Origin of the sequence: Stenotrophomonas sp. TWI700, assembly GCF_039673645.1 — a bacterium.
Taxonomy (GTDB): domain Bacteria; phylum Pseudomonadota; class Gammaproteobacteria; order Xanthomonadales; family Xanthomonadaceae; genus Stenotrophomonas; species Stenotrophomonas maltophilia_AA.
Genome location: NZ_JBDJMB010000007.1, coordinates 24,992 through 45,828, shown reverse-complemented (window position 1 = coordinate 45,828; position 20,837 = coordinate 24,992). Strand labels below are relative to the sequence as shown.

Here is a 20,837-nt window from a genome sequence, read left to right as displayed (position 1 = left end):
CATGTCAGCGCCCCTCCCCGGTCGCGCGACCGGGACTGGCAGGCTCGGGGGGATCATCCAGGCGCAGGCGCTGCAGCACGCGCCCATCGGCGTCCAGCACCTCGATCGTGGTCGCTGCGGCGACCGGGTCCGGCAGCTGCGACCGCAGGGCCACCCGCAACGCCTGTGCCCGTTGCCGTGCAAGGTCGGCCTGGCCGGCAGGCGCGGTGAGCTGCAGCCGTCCGCCGCCACGCGCCACCAGGGCCTGCGCGGCCGTTGCGATCACCGGTGCGCGGTCGGCCCCCAGCTGCGCGCTGCCCGTGGGGAACAGCGCCTCGCCCAGCTCGATGCGCGCGGGTCGCGATGCGGTGGGCGCTGTCGGCGGTGCGGTACTCAGCGCACCCTCGGGCATGCGCACACCGAAGTCGAAGCGCACCGGCAGCCCGGGGGTGATGCGACGGACCAGCGGGTTGGGCGTGGTGAAGCGCGCACCGGCCGGCAACGTGGACGGATCCACCTTGAGGATGAAGTTGCGCCCGCGCGCCTCGCCGCCCGGAATCCCGACCAGGTGATAGCGGCCGAAGGCGTCGGTTTCCATCAGCAGGCCTTCCACCGCTGCGATGCGCACGCCGGGAATGCCACGCTCACCGTCATCATGGATGCCGTTGCCGTTGCGGTCGTCGAACACGCTGCCCACGATCAGGCTCTCATCGAGCAGCGGATCGGTAGTGATCTCCACCTCGGCCGAGGCCACGTTGCCGATCGTGCGGTTCTCGCCATCGATGGCGGTGATGCGGTTGGTATGCACCCCCGTGCCGGTCCCGGCGCCGACGCGCAGGTAGTACACCACCGTGGCGCGCTCGCCCGCGGCCACGTCGATGCCGTCGATGCGCAGCGGCTGCACGCCGCTGGTGCGTGCGTCGTTGTCGGCATCGAGCACCGCGAATCCGCCGCGCACGAAGGTGAAGCCCGGCGGCAGCGTATCGAGCAGGGTGGCACCGTTGGCATCCACCTCGCCGACGTTGTCGATGGTGACGGTGTAGCGCACCAGGTCCCCGATCTGAGCGCTGCGCTTGCCGGCCACCTTGGTGAGGCGCAGTACGGCCTGCTGGCCGGCCACGGTGACCGCGACGTTCGCTTCGGCGCACAGCGGTGTCGGGAGGGACACATCGCAGACCCGGTAGCGGAAGCTGTCGGTGCCGGCGAAGTTGGCCGCCGGCGTATAGGTGCAGACGCCGTTGGTGCACTGCACGCTGCCGTGCGTGGGCGCCACCGCGACCTGCAGCGACGCCGGATCCAGTGGCGCGGTACGGGCACTGTCGTTGGCCAGCACGTTGATCGCCAGCGGCGCGCTGCTCTCCGCGGTGACGGCATCGTCACCCAGGGTGAGCACGTTCGGGGCGACCACCACCGTGACCGTGGCGCCGGCGCACATCGCCGGATCGACCACGTCGCAGACCTGGTAATCGAAGGCCTGCTCGCCGGAGAAGTTGTCCCGCGCGGCGAAGCGGATGCGTGCACGCGGCAGCACCGTGGCCGTGCCATACGGCGGTGGCGCGGTGATGGTCACGGTGACGCTGTCCGGATCGATCGGCGTGCCGTTGACGCGGTCGTTGCCGAGCACGTCGATCTCGATCACGCCGTCCTGCGGGATTTCCACCCGGTCGTCTTCAGCATCCACGCCTGGATCGCCGGCGATGACGGTGACGGTGACGTTTGCGGTATCGCAGACGGTCGGCTGGTTGAGCAGGCAGATCGTATACGTGGTGCCATAGCTGCCCGGCGCCAGCCCGGCCGCGACATCCACCCAGCCATCGGCGCTGAAGGCCAGGGCGTTGGTGGCCACCGGTACGAAGCTCACCTGGGCCGGATCCAGCGGCGCGGTGTTGAACGTATCGTTGGTGAACACGTTGAACAGGCGCGTGCGGCCGGACGGACCGATCGGGCCGCCGCTGTCATCCACCGCCAGCAGCGCACCGACCGGACCCTGTACCCGCACCGTGGCGATCGCGGTGGTGCAGTTGGTCGGCACGCCGTTCTCGCACAGCTGGTAGGCCAGTTGCACCTGGCCGGGCTGCACACCCGCCGCGACCATGATCTGGCCCTGGTTGTTCATCGTGTAGCCCGGCGTGCTGCCGGTCAGGCTGGCCACGACGCTGCCCACCGGCGGCGGCGAAACGTTGTTGAAGCTGTCGTTCTCCACGACCGAGCGGGCGATGGTGCCGCCCACCGCCGGATCGACCGGGGTGCCGGTGAAGTCGTCGTTGACCGCGAGCACGACGTTGGCCGAGCCGGACAGGGTGAGCGTCACGGTGGCGTCGCCACATTGCGCGGTGTACGGCGCAGGCAGGCAGACCCGGTAGCTGAAGCTCACCGGCCCCGGCGTGCCCGACGGCGGGGTGTAGCTGAAGCTGCCATCGGCATTGAACACCAGGCCCGGCAATGCGCCGCTGGTGAGGGTGTAGAGCGCACCGGCGGCGACATTGTCATTGGCGCCGACGTTGGCCGTGAGCGGAAGCCCGGCAGGCACGGTGAAGCTGTCGTTCTGCGGGACCGGGGTGACCACCACGGTGACCGTGGCGGTGGTGCAGTTGGCGAGCGCGGCGGCTTCGCAGATCTGGTAGGTCACCACGGTCGCGCCGCCAGTGACGCCGCTGCCGATGCTGATCGTGCCGTCCGGGTTGATGCTGACACCGGCCGGTGCGCCGATCAGGCTGAGCTGCACCGCTGCCGCCGGCGGCGGGCTGACGCCGTTGAGCTGATCGTTGGCCAGTACGCTGAGCGAGGACGTGGTGCCCGGTACGAGCCCGGTAAGCACGTCGTCACCGGCCACCAGCGTGCCGGTGTTGATGTTGATCGTCACCGCAGCGGTGCCGCAGGTCGCGGCGTACGGCGCAGGCAGGCAGGTCTGGTAGGTGAAGCTGACCGGACTCGGCGTGCCTGCCGGTGGCGTATAGGTGAAGCCACCATTGCTGGCCAGGGTCAGACCGGGCGGCGGCGTGCCCTGCACGGTGTAGAGCGCACCAGCGGGCATGGCGTCGTTGCTGGCCACGCTGTTGCTCAGGGTCTGCCCGACCTGGACCGAGAACGCGTCGTTCTGCGGGGCGGGAGTGACCACCACGGTGACGCTGGCGGTATCGCAGTTGCCCGGGGCGGCGGCTTCGCAGATCTGGTAGGTGATCGTCGTGGCACCGGAGGTCGTGCCACTGGCCACCGTGATCGTGCCGGTCGGCGTGATGCTGAAACCGGCCGGTGCGCCGACCAGGCTCAGCAGTACATCCGCCGCGGCCGGCGGCGAGACGCCATTGAGGCTGTCGTTGGCCAGCACGCTGCCACTGGACGTGGTTCCCGGTGCGACGCCGGTGAGCGTGTCATCACCGGCCACCAGCAGGCCGTTGTTGATGTTGATGGTAAGGATCGCGCGGCCGCACAGGCTGCCGTTCGGCGCCGGCAGGCACACCTGGTAGGCGACGCTGACCGGGCCGGTCACGCCCGCGGCCGGGGTATAGGTGAACGTGCCGTCGGGGTTGAAGGCCAGGCCCGCCGGCGCAGTGTCCTGCAGGGTGAACACCGCACCCGGCGGCGTGTTGTCGTTGGCGGCGACCGTGTTGCCCAACGTCTGTCCGGCCTGCACCGCGAAGCCATCGTTCTGCGGTGCCGGGGTGACGACCACGGTGACGCTGGCGGTATCGCAGTTGGCCGGCGCCGCCGCTTCGCAGATCTGGTAGGTGATCGTGGTCGGACCGGACACCACACCGGTGCCCACGCTGATCGTGCCGTCCGGCGAGAGAGTGAAGCCACCCGGCGCGCCGACCAGGCTCAGCACCACATCGGCGGGCGCCGGCGGCGAGACACCGTTGAGGCTGTCGTTGGCAAGCACGCTGCCGCCCGTGGTCGCACCGGGCAGCACGCCGGTCAGCGTGTCATCGCCGGCGGTGAGCGTGCCGTTGTTGACGTTGAGGGTGACCGTGGCCGTGCCGCACAGGCTGCTGTCCGGTGCTGGCAGGCACGCGCTGTAAACGAAGGTCACCGGGCTGGGCGTGCCGATCGGCGGCGTATAGGTGAAGCTGCCATCGGCGTTGAACGCAAGCCCGGCGGGCGGCGTGCCCTGGATCGCCCAGGTGGACCCCGGCGGCAGGCTGTCATTGGTCGCCACACTGTTACCCACACTCTGCCCGGCCTGCACCGAGAAGGCATCGTTCTGCGGCGTGGGACTGACGATCACCGTCACCGTAGCCGTGGCGCAGTTGCCTGGCGCGGCCGCTTCGCAGATCTGGTAGGTGAGCGTGGTCGCGCCTGCCATCGTGCCGGTGGCGACGCTGATGGTGCCGCTGGGCGTGATCGCGAAGCCGGCGGGCGCGCCCACCAGGCTCAGCACGACGCTGGCCGCGGCCGGCGGCGAGACGCCGTTGAGGCTGTCATTGGCCAGCACGCTGGCGGCCGACGTGGTGCCGGGGGCGATGCCACTGAAGGTGTCATTGCCGGCCAGCAGCGCACCGGTGGTGATGTTGAGGGTGACCGTGGCGGTGCCGCACAGGGTCGTGTTCGGCGCCGGCAGGCAGGCCTGGTAGGTAAAGTTCACCGGCCCGGTGGTGCCACCCGGCGGGGTATAGGTGAACGAGCCATCGGCATTGAAGGTCAGGCCGGCCGGCGGCGTGCCCTGCAGCGTCCAGCCGGCGCCGGGCGGCAGGTTGTCGTTGCTGGCCACGCTGTTGCCCAGCGTCTGCCCCAACTGCACGCTGAAGGCATCGTTCTGCGGCAGCGGCGTCACCACCACGGTGACGCTGGCGGTATCGCAGTTGTTCGATGCAGCGGCTTCGCAGATCTGATAGGTGAGCGTGGTCGGGCCGGCGGTCACCCCGCCACCGACACTGATCGTGCCATCCGGATTGATCGTGAAGCCGGCCGGTGCACCGACCAGGCTCAGCAGCACATCCGTCGCTGCCGGCGGCGAGGTGCCGTTGAGGCTGTCGTTGGCCAGCACGCTGCCGGCCGTGGTGGCGCCCGGCAGCACGCCGGTGAGCGTGTCATCGGCGGCGGCCAGGGTGCCGGTGTTGACGTTGAGCGTCACCGTGGCGGTCGCGCACAGTGCCGCGTTCGGGGCCGGCAGACAGGTCTGGTAGGTGAAGGTGACCGGACCGGTGGTGCCGACCGGCGGGGTATAGGTGAACGTGCCATCGGCATTGAACACCAGCCCGTTCGGCGGCGTGCCCTGCACGGTCCAGGTGGACCCGGCCGGCATGCCATCGTTCGCCGCGACGTTGCCGTTGCTGATCGTGCCACCGGCCTGCACCGCATAGGCATCGTTCTGCGGTGCCGGACGGATCACCAGCGCAACGGTGGCGGTATCGCAATTGGACGGCGCGGCGGTTTCGCAGATCTGATAGGTCAGCGTGGTCGCGCCGGCGAAGACACCGGTCGGCACGTTGATCGTCCCGTCCGGGGCGATGCTGTAACCGGACGGTGCACCGACCAGGCTCAGCTGCACGGTGGCCGGCGCCGGCGGACTGACGCCGTTGAGCGCATCGTTGCCGAGCACGCTGGGCGTGGCGGTACCCGGCGCGATGTCGGTGAAGCTGTCGTCGGCGGCCGCCAACGTGCCCAGATTGACGTTGAGTGTGACCGTCGCCGTGCCGCAGACACCGGCATTGGGTGCGGGCAGGCAGGTCTGATAGGTGAAGGTCACCGCACCGGTGGTGCCTACCGGCGGCGTGTAGCTGAAGGTGCCGTCGCCATTGAACACCAGCCCGTTCGGCGGCGTGCCCTGCACGGTCCAGGTGGACCCGGCCGGCATGCTGTCGTTGGCGGCGACGCTGCCGTTGACGAGCGTGCCACCGGCCGGCACGGAGAAGGCATCGTTCTGCGGCGCCGGCGTGACCACGATGCGGATCGCGGCGGTGGCGCAGTTGGTCGGCGATGCGGCTTCGCACAGCTGATAGGTCAGTATCGTGGCCCCGGCGGTGGCGCCGACGGGAATCTGCACGGTGCCATCGTTGTTGATCACGAAGCCGGCCGGTGCACCGACCAGCAGCAGCTGCACCGTCGCCGCGGCCGGCGGACTCACGCCATTGAGCGAATCGTTGGCCAGCACGCTGGGCGTAGCGGAGCCACCGGTGAGCGGCGCGGCGAAGGTATCGTCGTTGGCGACCACGGCGTTGACGGCGATGGTCAAGGTGGCCGTGGCGGTGCCGCACAGGGCGGCATCCGGTGCGGGCAGGCAGGCCTGGTAGGCGAACGTGACCGGGCCGACGGTGCCGGCCGGCGGCGTATAGGTGAAGCTGCCGTTGCTGTTGAACACCAGGCCCTGGGGCGGCGCGGCCACGCTCCAGGTCGAGCCGGCGGGCATGTTGTCGTTGCCCGACACGTTGCCGCTGTTGGGCTGGCCTGCCTGCACGGCGATCGCATCATCGACGGGTGCCGGACGCACCACCAGCGCGATGCTCGCGGTGGCGCAGTTGTTCGCCGCGGCGGTTTCGCAGATCTGGTAGCTCAGCGTGGTCGCGCCGGTAGGCGCATTGCCCGCCACCGAGACCGTGCCGTTGGGGTTGATCGTGAATCCGGCGGGCGCGCCGACCAGGCTCAGCGAGACGCTGGCGGCCGGCGCCGGGCTGACGCCGTTGAGCGCATCGTTGTTCAACACGCTGGGCGTGGCAGCGCCCGGCGCGATCGCACCGAAGCTGTCGTCGTTCGCGACCAGGGCGCCGTTGTTGATGTTGAGCGTGACCGTGGCGGTGCCGCAGACGGCCGCGTTCGGCGCCGGCAGGCAGGCCTGGTAGGTGAAGCTGGTCGGGCTGGTGGTGCCGGCCGGCGGCGTGTAGCTGAAGCTGCCGTCGGCATTGAGGGTCACACCAGACGGCAGTGCGCCCGGCACGCTGTAGAGCGACCCGATGGGCATGTTGTCGTTGCCCGACACCGTGTCGTTGATCGTCTGGCCTGCCTGCACGGCGAACGCATCGTTGACCGGTGCAGGCGCCACCACCAGCGCGACACTGGCGGTGGCGCAGTTGGACGACGCAGCGGCTTCGCAGATCTGGTACGTGAGCGTGGTGGCGCCGGCGGCGGTCCCGGCCGCCACCGTGACCGTGCCATCGGCAGCGATGGCGAAACCGGTCGGCGCGCCGATCAGCGACAGCACGACCTCCGCAGGCAGCGGCGTGGCCGTGTTGAGCGTGTCGTTGACCAGTACGGACGGCGAGGCGGCACCGGGCGCGAGCGGGGTGGCGAAGCTGTCGTCGACCGCCACCAGCGTGCCGCTGTTGACGTTGAGGGTAACGCTGGCCGTCGCGCAGACGCCTGCGTCCGGTGCCGGCAGGCAGACCTGGTAGGAGAACGGGATTGCGCCGCTGAAGCCGACCGGGGGCGTATAGCTGAAGGTGCCGTCGGCCGCGAACACCAGGCCATCCGGCGGGATGTTGAGCACAGTGAACTGGGCGCCGACCGGCGCGTTGTCGTTGCTGGCCACCGACCCGTTCAGCACCTGGCCCGACGGCGTGGACAACGCATCGTCCGCGGCGGACGGCGCGACCACCACGCGTGCGGTGGCGATAGCGCAGTTGGAAGGCGCCGCCGCTTCGCAGAGCTGGTAGGTCAGGTTCTTGGCCCCTGCCGGCGTGCCCGGTGCCACGGTCACCGCACCCTCGGCGGTGATGGCCAGCCCGGCCGGCGCGCCCTGCAACGACAGCAGCACATCGGCTGCCGCCGGCGGCGTGCTGCCATTGAGCGCATCGTTGGCCAGCACCGAGGGGGTGCTGCCGCCGGTGACCGGGTTGATCGGGGTCGTGCTGAAGTCATCCGGATTGGCGGCGAGCGTGCCTGCGTTGACGGTGATGGTGACGCTGGCGCTCGCGCACAACGCGGCGTTCGGTGCCGGCAGGCAGACCTGGTAGTCGAACGTGACCGCGCCGGTGGTACCGACCGGCGGGGTATAGGTGAAGGTGCCGCCGCCGCTGAACACCAGGCCGACCGGCGCGGTGCCGGTGACGGTGAACAGCGCGCCCGGCGGCACGTTGTCGTTGTCGCCCACGGCGCCGTTGAGTGCTTGCCCGGCCGGCGTGGAGAACACGTCGTTGCTCGCCGACGGTGTGACCACCAGACGGATCGTGGCGCTGGCGCAGTTGCCCGGCAGCGCCGCTTCGCAGACCTGGTACGTCAGCACTGCGGCACCGCCCACCGCGGTGGGTGGCACCTGCAGCAGACCATTGGCATCCAGCGCGTAGCCGGCCGGGGCACCGATCAGGCTGAGCAGCACACTGGCGGCGGGCGGGGGTGTGACGCCATCCAGCGCGTCGTTGGCCAGCACGCTGACCGTGGTGGTGCCGCCGGGCGCGAGCGGCGCGGCACTGAAGTCGTCATCGCGCGCCAGCAGCGTGCCGGCGTTGACGTTGATGGTCGCCGTGGCGGTGCGGCACTGGGCGGTGTCCGGCGCCGGCAGGCAGACCTGGTAGGTGAACGTCACCGGCCCGGTGAAGCCGGCCGGCGGCGTGTACTGGAACGTGCCGTCCAGGCCGAACTGCAGTCCCGCCGGCGCCGGGGTGGTCAGGGAGAACACCGCACCGGCCGGCGCGTTGTCGTTGCCGCCAACATTGCCGGCCAGCAATTGACCGGCCGGCGTCGAGAACACGTCGGCCTGCGCGGACGGTGCCACCAGCAGCCGGATCTGCGCTGAATCGCAGTTGCCCGGCAAGGCCGCTTCGCACAGCTGGTAGGTCAGCGTGACCGCACCGGCCGGTATGCCGCTGCTGACCGTCACGCTGCCATCGGAGGCCAGCGTATAGCCGGCCGGCGCACCGACCAGGCTGAGCAGCACGTCCGCGGAGGCGGGCGGCACGGTGCCGTTGAGGCTGTCATTGACCAGTACCGAAGCGGTACTGCCGCCGAGCTCGGGGTCGACCGGAGCGCCGCGGAAATCATCGTCATTGGCGACCAGGGTGCCGGCATTGACGTTGAGGGTGACCGTCGCGCCCGCACACACCGCGCTGTCCGGCGCAGGCAGGCAGGCCTGGTAGGCGAAGGTGATCGCGCCCTGGGTACCGGCCGGCGGGGTATAGGTGAAGCCGCCGTTCGGATTGAACACCAGCCCGGTCGGCGCGGTACCACTCAGGCTGAAGGTGGCGTTTGCCGGCACGTTGTCATTGCCGGCCACGTTGCCGGTCACCGCCACGCCTACGGGTGTGCTGAAGGTATCGTTGACCGCCACCGGCGCCAGCAGCAGGCGCACTGCCGCCGTGGTGCAGTTGCCGGGCAGCGCCGCTTCGCACAGCTGGTAGGAGAAGTCGACCGCCCCGGACGCTGCGCCGCCCGGCACCGAGATCGTGCCGTTGCTGTTGAGTGCATACCCGGCCGGCGCACCGACCAGGCTCAGGATCACCTGGGCCGGCGCAGGCGGAATGGCACCGTTGAGGGTGTCGTTGGCCAGCACACTGTTGGTGGTGCCACCGGTGGTGGGCGTGATGATCGCACTGCGGAAATCATCGTCATTGGCGACCAGGGTGCCGGCATTGACGTTGAGCGTGACCGTGGCGGTATCGCAGACGCCCGCCAGCGGCGCGGCCAGGCAGGCCTGGTAGTTGAACGTGGTGGTGCCGGTGTACTGCGCCGGCGGGGTGTAGGTGAAGCTGCCATCGGCGTTGAACGCCAGGCCGGGCGGAGTCGCGCCCGTCACCGCGAAGGTGGTGCCGGCCGCGGTGTTGTCGTTCACCGACACATTGCCGCTGAGCGGCGTGGCGACCTGGGTGGTGTACGCATCCGCCACCGCATCCGGCGCGATCACCACGACGATGGTGGCGGTGGCGCAGTTGCTGGTACCGGCCTGGCACAGCTGATAGGTCAGGGTGACCGGGCCGGCGGCGGCACCGGCAGGCACCTGCAGCTGGCCGGCGGCATCGAGCGTGTAGCCGGCCGGAGGGGCGTTGATCAGCGAGAGCGCGGCCTGCGCGGGAAGGATGGCGACGCCGTTGAGGGTGTCGTTGCCCAGCACGCTGGCGGTGAGCCCACCGGCGCTGGTCAGCGGCGCGCTGCTGAAATCATCGTTGGTGGCGACGATCGCACCCGGGCTGACATTGATCGTGACCGTGGCGCTGTCACACACGTTGCCGTTCGGTGCCGGCAGGCACACCTGGTAAAGGAAACTGTCCGGCCCGCTGTAGGCCGCCTGGGCGGTATAGCTGAAGCTGCCATCGGCAGCGAGCGTGACGCTGCCGTGCGCGGCCACCGCCAGCACGCTGAACTGCGCGCCGGTCGGCACGTTGTCGTTGCCGGCAACCGTCCCGGCCAGGGCGATGCCCGCAGTGGCCGTGACGATGTCGTCCACCGCATCCGGCGCGATCACCAGCTGGACGTTGGCGGTGGCGCAATTGCCCGGGGTGGCCAATTCGCAGACCTGATAGCTGAAATTCACCGCACCGGCGGCGGCGCTGGCGGGAACAATCACCTGCCCGCCGGCGTCGACGGCGTAGTCGGCCGGCGCGTTGCTGAGCGTGAGTGCAACCGTCCCCGCCGCAACCGCCGCGCCGTTGAGCGTGTCGTTGGCGAGCAGGCTGACGCTCGTGGTGCTCCCCGGCTGCAGCGGTGTCACGAACAGATCGTCCACGGCGGCGATCTGGTTGCCCTGCACATTGACGCTGACGGTCGCGCTGTCGCACACCGTCGTGTTCGGCGTCGGCAGGCATACCTGATATGTGAACGTGTCCGGTCCGGTGTTGGCGTTGGTCGGCGTATAGCTGAAGGTGCCATCGGCGTTGACCACCGCGATGCCCCGGGTCGGCGCGATCCCCAGTGTGTAGGCGGAACCGCTGGCGATGGTGTCGTTGCCGGCCAGGGTGCCGGTCGCGGGCTGTCCACCGCCAGGCGTGGTGACCGTATCGTTGACCGCGTCCGGGCTGACGATCAGATTCGCCGTGGCAGTGGCGCAGTTGGCCGGCAGCGCGTTCTCGCAGAAACGGTAGGTCAGCGCCAACGCACCGGCGGCAGCGGTGGCCGGCACCTGGATCGTACCGTCGGCATTGATCGCGAAGCCGGCCGGTGCACCGACCAGACTCAGCGTGACCTGCGCCTGCGGCACGGTGCCGCCGTTGAAGGTGTCGTTGCCGAGCACGCTCGGGATCAGCCCGCCGGTGCCCGGCGGAAGGGGCGTGGTGAAGGTGTCATCGACGGCGACCAGCGCGTTCGCATCGACCACGATCGAGGCGGTCGCCGTGCTGCAGACGGTGCCGTTCGGTGCCGGCAGGCAGACCTGGTACGGGAAGGACGTCGCCGCGGCGATGCCACCGGCGGGCGCGTAGGTGAAGCTACCGTCGCCGTTGAGCGTCAGACCGGCCGGCGGCACGCCGACGGCGGTGAACACCGCGCCTGCCGGTGCATTGTCGTTGGCGGCCACGGTAGCGGTCAGCGAGGGCGCGCCACCGGTCGCGTTGAAACTGTCGTTCACCGCGGTCGGGCCGATGATGAGGCTCACCGTCGCGGTGGCGCAGTTGGTCGGCGAGGCGTTCTCGCAGATCTGGTAGGTAAGCGTGGTCGCCCCGGCGGCCGCACCCGCGGGCACGGTGATCACGCCTGCGCTGTTGATCGTGAAGCCGGACGGTGCGTTCTGCAGCGCGATGATCAGGTCGGGCCCGTTCACCGGCGCGCCGTTGAGCGTGTCGTTGCCGAGCACGGTGGGCGTGCTGCCGCCCGTGGTCGAAGAGATCGCCGTGGCAAAGGTGTCGTTGTTCGCCACCAGCGCGTTGGCCTGCACCGGCACCGCCGGCGTGGTCGCGGTGTTGTCCCCCGGGGTCGGGTCGGTGGTGCCCACCGGCAGCACCAGCGAGACGCTGTTGGCCGGCACCGTGGCCGGCGTGCTGGTCGGCGCCGTACCCGTGACCAGCAGCACCACGCTGTCCCCGACCGCGATGTTGACCTGGACGTTGATCGCGTTGCCGCTGCCGGTGGCCTGGGCGCACGACGAGGCGGCGGTGGTGGCCTGGCAGGTCCAGCTGACATTGGTGAGCAGCGCGGACACGGTATCGACCACACCCACGCCCGAGGCGGCCGACGGACCCGCGTTGTTGACCTGGATGCGGTATTGCACCGCCCCACCCGCAGCAACCGGCGTGGCGCTGAGCAGCGCCTTGGTGACGCTCAGCTGCGCCTGCAGGGCCAGTGCATTGCTGTCGATGGCGCTGTTGTTGCCGGGCGCGGGATCGCCGACATCGGCCGGCGCCGTCACGGTGGCGGTGTTGTTGAGCGGGTTGGGATAGCTCTGCGCCAGCAGCAGCGGCGGCGGCAGCAGCAACGCCAGCAGGGCCACCGCGCGCGCGATGCAGGCCGAAGCCGTCCCTGCCCTGCTGTATGTGCCGGTTGCTGCCATGCGCTCATCCTCGAAAACAGTGGTCCTGTCCATCCCCTGCACGGGTCACCCCGCGCCACACGCCGTGCTGCACCGGCCGCTAGTACGCGCCCGGATTGCTGCTGAAGCTGACCGGTACGCTGATCGTGGCCTGCCCGCCGTTGATCAGATCCACCCCGACGCTCACCGCGTTGCCGCCGACCGCACCACCGCTTGCTGCGGCACAGGTGCTGCCGCTGGTGGCACTGCAGGTCCAGGCGCCGCGCAGCGTGGTGCCGTTGGGGAGGGTGTCGGCAACCACGGCATTGATCACCGCATCCGGGCCATCGTTTCGGACCAGCAGCGTGTAGGTCGCGGTGCCGCCCGGGGTGTAGCTGCCGCTGCCATCGGTCTTGGTGATCGACAGGTCCGCTTGCCGCGTTCGATTGGTGATCCGGCATACGAGGGTCACCGCGGTGGCGGTCATGGCCGGTGCCTGCAGGGTGAAGCTGCCGCCGCTGCCGGAGGACACCACGGTGTTGTTCTGGTCCGTGCACTGCCAGGTGCTGGCGTAGCGGGCGAGCGTGGTGCCGGCTGCAGCGGCTTCGGCCAGTGCGTAGCTGCCTCCGGGGACGGTGATCACCGCGGCGGTGGCGCCGTTGTTGCCGACATTGCTGGCCGAGCCGACGGTACTGCCGTTGTAGGTGATGGAGAGATTGAAGCGCCCGGTGTCGCTGGTCGGCTGCAGGTCCTTGACCAGCTGCAGCGTCGCCGCACAGGCCTGGGTGATGCCTTCCACGGTGAACACCGCCTGGCCGATGCGGATGCCGAGCAGGGCCAGCAGGTTGTCGACCACACCGCCGAGCAGCGCGGTCAACACCGGCGTGACCAGCGCGTTGACCTGCGTGCGGATCGGCGTGAGCAGCGTGTTGACGATGCCGTTGACCAGGTCGGCCACCGGCAGCGGCAACGGGATGCCGCCCAGCAGGGTGACCGTGGGATTGCCGCTGGTGACCTGGATGCTGAGCGAATTGACCAGGGTGGAGACCATCGTCGCCGCACTGACGGTGCCGGCGCTCAGCGTGCGTGTCTGTGGGTATGGGCCGGTGAAACTGGCGCTCTGCAGCCCGGGCGTGGCAGTGGCGAAACTGCGGATGCTGACCGTCAGCGGAATGGTGATGTCGGCCACCGGCGTGAGCAGGCCAAGCACGTTGGCCGAAACCCGCACGCGCACACTCAGCGAGGTCAGCGTGGCCGCACTCAACGCGGTGTCGGTCAGCACGGTGCTGCGGTTGAAGAACGTGGCATCGCTGATCTGGCCGACGTAGAGATTCACCAGGCCCGGCCGCGCCTGCAGGGTGACCGCGTTGCCGACCAGGTTGATCGCCGAGATCGCGCCTTCGGCACGCGCGACATCGGCGTACACCTGCAGATGCAGGACATCGGCGGTGATGCTGGTGTTGGAGAGCGTGACACCCAGCAGATTCAAACCACTCAGCGCCGCCGAGAGCGTGCCGGTGTTGAGCCCCTGGACGAGATCAAGGTCCAGCTTGATGCGGATCGCCGCGCTGTGGAACGCCGCGCCGGCCGCGCCGCAGGTGTAGACCGGCGGTTCGACCACCTGCAGCCACAGGCGCACGTTGGCGACGCCGTTGAGGCCGAGTGCGGCGGTATCCACCGTGATCGGTGCCGGCGTGGTGAGGACGTTGCGGAAGTTGTACAGCTGGATGCCACCGGTCAGCAGGTCCAGCACGTTGAGCCGCACCGTCGCCAGCGAGCCGGTGGGCAGTGCGATCTGCAGGATGTCGGCCAGGCGGATGTTGCCGCTCAGCCCGGCAGCACCGAGCGGGAGCGCGTTAAGCACGTTGGCTGCCGCCGTCTGCCCGTCGGCCTGCAGCACCTGCACCATCGCCGCACGCAGCTGGCCCAGGGTGATGTTGGCGTTTAGCACCTGGCTGGGATCACTCACCACCACGCCGCCGTTGAGCTGGGTCAGCAGCGCGTTGAGATTGATGTTGGCACCCGCCAGGTTGTTCCAGTCGGCCACGCTGAGGTTGACCGTGGTGCCGGGAAGCAGCGCCCCGAACAGGAGATTGAGCACGGGGCTCTGGGTGGAATCGATCGACGCCAGGCGCGGCCCGGCGCTCACGCACGCGCCAGCCGTGCAGGCCGATTGCGCGCTGGCGGTGGAAATACCCGCACTTAATGCGATCAACATCACAAATAATAGCGAAACAGCCCTCAAGCTGAATCGCCGTAACGCCAACTTCACAACAGAAACTTTATCCATCGGCCATCCCCTGCGTCCTGGCCGAAGCGGTCTTTCACGGGCCGGTGGGTACCGACCATGATCGACGGGGCATCGGCCTGCTTCCGATGTTTTGGATATCCCGGCGCGTCATGGCCGGCTTGAGGGATTAACTACGTGCACGCAGGGAAACCGTCAAACCGGCCACGCTGCGTGCAGGGGGAAGTTTCACTGTCAGCCAGAAGTTTCGCGGTGGAGCGCTCGGCGCGACAGGGGCGGCAAGTCATTCTGTACAGAGTGGGAAAAGAATCACTGCCCGGTAAGTATCGATAACCATCCACCGTTCAAGGAACGATAAAGGGGAACCCCATGTTGGCGATGTCGGATCGAATTCGCGCAGCACGCACCAGCGCAGGGATGTCACAAACGCAGTTGGCGGTGGAAACCGGGGTCAAGCGCAGCGCGGTGGCGCAGTGGGAACGGCGTGGGGGCACCCATCCAAGTGTGTCGCATCTGGCACATATCGCCATCAGTACGCAGGTGCGCTTCGAGTGGTTGGCCACCGGCCGCGGGGTGTGCAAGGCCAGCGGGGAGGAACTCACGATGACCGCGCCCGCACAGGACTACGTGCGCGATGACCTGGAAGGCAACATTCTGTCGCTGCTGCGGCGGCTGCCACCGCGCAAGCGGCAGGTCGCGCAATCGATCATCGAGATGCTGGCCGTGTAGCGGACGGCCGCGGGTGATCAGCCCGCGGACTCCAGCGCGGCGCGCGGCGGCAGCGACCAGTCGATGCGGTCGTGGCCGCGGCGCTGCAGGTACTCGTTGGTCATCGAGAAATGGCGGCAGCCCAGGAAACCGCGATGTGCCGACAGCGGCGAAGGATGCGGCGCCTTGAGCACGCGATGCCGACCGGTATCGATGACCTTGCCTTTCTGCTGCGCATAGCTGCCCCACAACAGGAACACCAGGCCTTCGCGCTCACGGTTCAGGGTGTCCACGACGTGATCGGTGAAGCCTTCCCAGCCGCGACGCTGATGCGAGCCGGCGTTGCCCGCTTCCACGGTCAGCACCGCGTTGAGCAGCAGCACACCACGATGCGCCCACGGCAGCAGGCACCCATGGTCGGGACGCGGGATGCCCAGATCGGACTCGATCTCCTTGTAGATGTTCAGCAGCGATGGCGGCACCGGCACGCCCGGCATCACCGAGAAACTCAGGCCGTGCGCCTGGCCAGGCCCGTGATACGGATCCTGGCCGAGGATGACCACCTTGACCTGGTCGAAGGGCGTGGCATCGAACGCGGCGAAGATCTGCGGGCCGGGCGGGAACACCTGCGCCCCGGCCGCCTTGCGCTGGCGCAGGAACGCGGAGAGTTCGCGCATGTCCGGGCGCAGCAGGTAATCACCGATACGCGTCTTCCAGCTCGGTTCGAGCTGGATGCTGGGCACTACATCGTCATTCATCGCACTACAGGCTTGTCGTTGAGGCGGGACAGGCGCAGCTGGAACAGCACCTTGGTGATGAGCAGCCGCTCTTCGATCGGTTTCTGCACCAGATCGTTGGCACCGGCCTGGAGCAGGCCGGATTGATTGTGCGGGTTGCCGTCGCCGGTCATCACCAGCACCGGCAGGCGGCGCTTGCCGTAGCCGAAATCCACGCGTACGCGCTGCACCACATCGCGGCCGCTGAGTTCGCCCTTGAGCGTGACATCGGTAAGCACCAGGTCGATGCGGTGACTGCTGCGACCGAGCGACTCGGCCGTGAGCAGCGCGAACGCATCTTCGGCGGTCAACACATGCAGCACGTTCAAACCCTGCCGTTCGAGCATGCGCTTGGTCGCTTCGGCGACGACGCGGCTGTCTTCGACGTAGAGGATGGTCGCGCCGGGAATCGTCTCCGGCTGCACGTAGCCACGGATGAAGGTGGCCAGTGCTTCGTGGCCGAGCGCCTTGTCGAAATAATCGGTGACGTACTCGGTGAAGCGGCGCTGTTCCAGATGCTGCTGCGCGTCGCCGGACACCACGATCACCGGCACGTAGGCCTGGCCCGCCGCGTCGCGCACGATGCGCGCCAGGTCCAGCCCGTCACCATCGCTCAGGGTGAGCGAGGTGGTGACCAGGCTGACCGGCCCGGCGTCCAGCGCCGCACGCGCCTCGGCGATGCTCGCGCAGCCCACCACCTCCACCGCCGGCAGTTCGCGTTGCAGCACATCGGCAATCAACTTGCGGACCAGCCTGGAGCCGTCGACGACCATCACGCGCGGTGCGTCGTCGGCGAGGTGCTTGAGGGCTTGCGGACGCATGCGGGCCTCAGGTTTCGGTCGGACGGGTCTGGCGCAGGAAATGCCCCGTCACCAGCCAGGCGCCCAGCCAGCCCAGCACCACGGTGCCGAGCAGCACGAACGAGGAATGCAGCAGATCCAGACCATGCAGCACGAACGGGCTGCCATAACTCTGCGAGAGCGCGGCCAGCGGCGGGCGCAGGGCCAACCCGGCCGCACCGATCAATGCCAGGGCGACCGCGCCGGCGCCCAGGCCGTACCACGCGCCCAGATACAGGAAGGGGCGACGGATGAAGCCATCGCTGGCGCCGAGCAGCTGCAGCACGCCGATCTCATCGCGGCGGGCCTGGATGTCCAGCCGCACCGTATTGCCCACCACCAGCGCGGCACCGAGTCCGAGCAGCACCGACAGCACCTGCACCAGGCGCGTACCGAAGCCCAGCCAGCCATCCAGGCGCTTGCGCCACAGCGCATCGTGCTGGACCAGATCGGCCTGCGGCAGGCCTTCCAGCGACTGCGCCAGGCGCGCGTCATCGGCGCCCTCGCCCGGGGTCACGATCAGCAGGGTCGGCAGCGGATTGTCATGCAGTGCATCGATGGCTTCGCCGAGCCCGGCGCTCTCGCGCAGCTCGGCCAGGCCCTGCTCCGGCGTCTGCACGGTGACGTTGGCCACGTCGGCGCGAGCGCGCAGGGTTTCGGCCACCTGGCGGACCGCGTCGGCACCGGCGTCGGTCTTCAGGAACAGGTTGATGTCGCGCGACTGCTGCACGCTGCCGGCGAAGTGCTTGAGGTTGTCCAGCGCGATCGACAGGCCCAGTGGCAGGGCCAGCGCCAGCGCCATGACCATCACCGTGAGCAGCGTCGCCCACGGCTTGCGCCACGCGCGGCCGAGGCTGAAGACCACGCTGTGGCCGTGATGGTGCAGCCACACGCCCAGGCGTGAGGGCGCGGCCGTTTCTTTGGTCACCGGTGCGTTCATTCGGCCAGGTCCTGCGGCGAGATGTCATCGACCAGGCGGCCGTGGTCCAGGATCAGCACGCGCTTGCGCATGCGCCGCAGCAGGGCCAGATCGTGGCTGACCACCAGCACGCTGGTGCCGCGGTCGGGCAGCTCGGCGAACAAGGCCATGATCTCCGCCGCCAGTGTGGGATCGAGATTGCCGGTCGGTTCGTCGGCGACCAGCAGCTTGGGCTCGCCGACAATCGCACGGGCAATGCCGACGCGCTGCTGCTCACCGGCCGACAACTGCGAGGGCAGCGCCTTCTCGCGGTGGCCCAGGCCCATGCGCTCGAGCACCGAGCGCACGCGCTTGCCGATCTCGTTGCGGCGGGTGCCGCGCAGGATCAACGGCAGGGCGACGTTCTCGGCGATGCTGCGGTCCATCAGCAGGCGGTGGTCCTGGTAGACCGCACCGACCTCGCGCCGATGCCGCGGAATGCTGCCGCCGCGCACCTTCAGCAGGTTGCGCTCATCGAAGATCACCGCGCCGCGGCTGGGCCGCTCGTCGAGATGGATCAACTTGAGCAGGGTGCTCTTGCCCGCACCGGAGTGACCGGTAACGAACAGCATTTCCCCGGGGGCGACATCGAAGCTGACGTCCACCAGTGCCTGGTGGCCGCCGGCATATTGTTTGCTGACATTGTCAAAACGCAGGACGCTCATCCCCTGATTATGCAGGACGAGGGTGGCGTGTAGGTAACGGCAACCGGTGGGGTCTGCTCCGTAGTGCCGGCCGCTGGCCGGGGGAAGCGCCATCGCATTCGCGCTGTCGCCCCACGGTTCGCTGCGCAAACCGTGGGCCCCTCTCATCAGCACCCGATCCCCCGTCGCTTCGCGACCGCCCCCTTACCAAGGGGGCTATACCCCCCAGGCATCGCGGGTCGCGCGTCCGGTCTTACGAACCGGACAGCATCCGGCGGATCTTGCGGCCCAGGCGGGTCAGGAACGAGGCGCCCGGGTCGGCGGCCGGCGTGCCGCGCATCGGCTTGGCGGTCACCTGCACCGGGGTCACCGGGCCGGTCGCTGCCGCGCCTTCGGCACCCTCGACCGGACGGCCGTGGCGACGACGACGACGCTTGCGCGGCGCGCGCTCACCTTCCACCGCCGGGCTGCCTTCGGCAGACGGGGCGGCGGTCGGCGCGAGCTGCGGCTTGGCCTCGGCATCGACCGCATCGACGGCGGCGACCGGCTGCTCGCCTTCCACGCGCGGCTTGCGCTCGCGGCGGGGCTTGCCATCGGCACTGCGCTCACCCGGGGCGCGGCGCTCGCCGCGGCCACCGGACGGCTTGCCGCCACGGCTGCTGCTGCCACCGCCACGGCGCTGCTCTTCGGCGGCACGCGCTTCGCGTGCTTCGCGGAAGATCTGGCCGACGCTCTCATTCTCGTCGCCCTCGGCATCGCCCTCGCCTTCCGGCAGCGGGGCGCGCGGCGCGCGCGGAATCGGGGTCAGGATCTCGCTGGTGACCGGTTCGACCGGGATCTTCTGTTCGATGTAGGCCTCGATGTCCGGCAGGCCCATCGCATAGCGCTCGCAGGCGAAGCTGATCGCATCGCCCTCTTCGCCCAGGCGCGCGGTGCGGCCGATGCGGTGCACGTAGTCTTCCGCATCGAACGGCAGGTCGTAGTTGTAGACGTACTTGATGCCATCGATGTGCAGGCCGCGGGCGGCGACATCGGTGGCCACCAGGATTTCCAGCTGGCCCTTCTGGAAGCGGTTGAGCAGGCTCTCACGCTTCTTCTGCGGCACGTCGCCGGACAGCACGCCGACGCGGTAGCCAGCCTTTTCCAGCGAACGCGCCACGCGCTCGACGAACACCTTGGTGTTGACGAACACCATGGTGCGGGCGCCTTCACTGCGCGAGAGCAGGCCCAGCAGCAGCGGGATCTTTTCTTCGTCGGCCGGGAAGTAGATGCGCTGGCGCACGCGGGCGGCGGTGATCGATTCGCTCTCCACCACCAGCTTCTGCGGCTCGTTCATGTGCTCGTAGGCCAGCTCCAGCACGCGATGGCTGAGCGTGGCGCTGAACAGCAGCGTCTGGCGCGTGCTGCGCTCGGGCATGCGGCGCAGCAGGAAGCGGATGTCCTTGATGAAGCCCAGGTCGAACATGCGGTCGGCTTCGTCGAGCACGCAGATTTCGCAGGCGTGCAGCGAGACCACCTTGTGCTGCTTGACGTAGTCGATCAGGCGGCCCGGGGTGGCGATGATCACGTCCACGCCCTGCTGCAGGATCTCGCGCTGCTTGTCGTAGTCCACGCCACCGTAGACCAGCGCGAAGCGCAGGCCGAGGTCGGAACCGAACTTCACCGCGTCCTTGTGGATCTGGATGGCCAGCTCACGGGTCGGGGCCAGGATCAGCGCGCGCGGATCTTCCGGCTTGCGATCGGCCAGCGCCGGGCGGGTCAGCAGGCGGTTCACGACCGCGACCAGGAACGCCAGGGTCTTGCCGGTACCGGTCTGGGCCTGGCCGGCGACGTCGCCACCGGGCAGTGCCACCGGCAGGGTCAGCGCCTGGATCGGGGTGCAGCGGGTGAAACCAGCACTTTCAAGCCCGGATTGGAGCGCCGGATGCAGGTCGAAAGTGGAGAAGGTCAAATCGGTCAGCGGTTTGTCGCTCATGAGTCCGTCTTGGTAAGGCCATCCCGGCAGAGGTGCGGGGTGGCTTGCAATCTTGGGGGGCACCGTCGCAAACGGCCCCTGCGCCGGGATTGGCGGGGCCGGACTCCAGGTCCAGGGCGCCGCACAATGCCCCAGTTTAGCGCAATGTCGGCGCCAAACCGGGATAGTTCGTCGCACAACCCGGTGAGAATGCCCGCCCGGCGCGCCGTTGCAGGGCGGTCCAGTGCCTCGGGAGTGGATCTGCACCCCGCATTCACCGGGCCTGCCGCCGGTTGAACGGCCCCGCTGACGGGGGTGGAACCGGGGTCCAGGCCCCCGCATATCGAAGGGGATCGTCGCGACACCGCAGGTGGGCGATCACGGGATGCTTCTTTCCAACCAGCGTCTGTCCGGTCACGGCGATAGCGGT

At 69.1% G+C, this 20,837-nt stretch carries 8 protein-coding genes; 1 reads left to right on the top strand and 7 read right to left on the bottom strand.

What is annotated here, in order from left to right:
* Positions 1-4: 4 nt before the first annotated feature.
* Both ABE473_RS07505 and ABE473_RS07500 read right to left on the bottom strand, forming a co-directional pair.
* Complete coding sequence (locus ABE473_RS07505; protein ID WP_346489024.1) at positions 5-12,322, bottom strand: Ig-like domain-containing protein; 12,318 nt, start codon at positions 12,320-12,322, stop codon at positions 5-7.
* 79 nt (positions 12,323-12,401) lie between these two features.
* The gene (locus ABE473_RS07500) at positions 12,402-14,429 is read right to left on the bottom strand and encodes a hypothetical protein (protein WP_346489023.1); all 2,028 of its coding nucleotides are present in this window, start codon (positions 14,427-14,429) and stop codon (positions 12,402-12,404) included.
* 468 nt (positions 14,430-14,897) lie between these two features.
* Between ABE473_RS07500 and ABE473_RS07495 the strand changes: the two genes are divergently transcribed.
* Positions 14,898-15,257 (top strand): helix-turn-helix transcriptional regulator, encoded by a 360-nt coding sequence (locus tag ABE473_RS07495; RefSeq protein WP_346489022.1) that lies wholly within the window; start codon positions 14,898-14,900, stop codon positions 15,255-15,257.
* 17 nt (positions 15,258-15,274) lie between these two features.
* On the opposite strand, the gene ung is transcribed toward ABE473_RS07495, so the two are convergent.
* The 5 genes from ung to rhlB all read right to left on the bottom strand — a co-directional run bounded on the left by ung (position 15,275) and on the right by rhlB (position 20,428).
* Positions 15,275-15,994 carry a uracil-DNA glycosylase gene (gene ung / locus ABE473_RS07490; RefSeq protein WP_346477846.1) on the bottom strand — a complete coding sequence of 240 codons (720 nt, stop codon included), beginning with the start codon at positions 15,992-15,994 and terminating at the stop codon, positions 15,275-15,277.
* Positions 15,991-16,833 (bottom strand): response regulator, encoded by an 843-nt coding sequence (locus tag ABE473_RS07485; RefSeq protein WP_176987995.1) that lies wholly within the window; start codon positions 16,831-16,833, stop codon positions 15,991-15,993. The genes ung and ABE473_RS07485 overlap by 4 nt, the downstream gene beginning before the upstream one ends.
* 7 nt (positions 16,834-16,840) lie before the next feature.
* The gene (ftsX, locus tag ABE473_RS07480) at positions 16,841-17,791 is read right to left on the bottom strand and encodes a permease-like cell division protein FtsX (protein ID WP_346489021.1); all 951 of its coding nucleotides are present in this window, start codon (positions 17,789-17,791) and stop codon (positions 16,841-16,843) included.
* Entirely contained in the window at positions 17,788-18,474 is a 687-nt protein-coding gene (gene ftsE / locus ABE473_RS07475; protein WP_019183511.1) for a cell division ATP-binding protein FtsE, read from the bottom strand. Before ftsE ends, ftsX begins: the two co-directional genes overlap by 4 nt.
* Positions 18,475-18,706: 232 nt before the next feature.
* Positions 18,707-20,428 carry an ATP-dependent RNA helicase RhlB gene (gene rhlB / locus ABE473_RS07470; protein ID WP_176987993.1) on the bottom strand — a complete coding sequence of 574 codons (1,722 nt, stop codon included), beginning with the start codon at positions 20,426-20,428 and terminating at the stop codon, positions 18,707-18,709.
* Positions 20,429-20,837: the final 409 nt, after the last annotated feature.

Coding starts and splice junctions, on each gene's coding strand:
- ABE473_RS07505 (WP_346489024.1), bottom strand. CDS start 12,322: ATGGCAGCAACCGGCACATACAGCAGGGCAGGGACGGCTTCGGCCTGC.
- ABE473_RS07495 (WP_346489022.1), top strand. CDS start 14,898: ATGTTGGCGATGTCGGATCGAATTCGCGCAGCACGCACCAGCGCAGGG.
- ung (WP_346477846.1), bottom strand. CDS start 15,994: ATGAATGACGATGTAGTGCCCAGCATCCAGCTCGAACCGAGCTGGAAG.
- ABE473_RS07485 (WP_176987995.1), bottom strand. CDS start 16,833: ATGCGTCCGCAAGCCCTCAAGCACCTCGCCGACGACGCACCGCGCGTG.
- ftsX (WP_346489021.1), bottom strand. CDS start 17,791: ATGAACGCACCGGTGACCAAAGAAACGGCCGCGCCCTCACGCCTGGGC.
- ftsE (WP_019183511.1), bottom strand. CDS start 18,474: ATGAGCGTCCTGCGTTTTGACAATGTCAGCAAACAATATGCCGGCGGC.
- rhlB (WP_176987993.1), bottom strand. CDS start 20,428: ATGAGCGACAAACCGCTGACCGATTTGACCTTCTCCACTTTCGACCTG.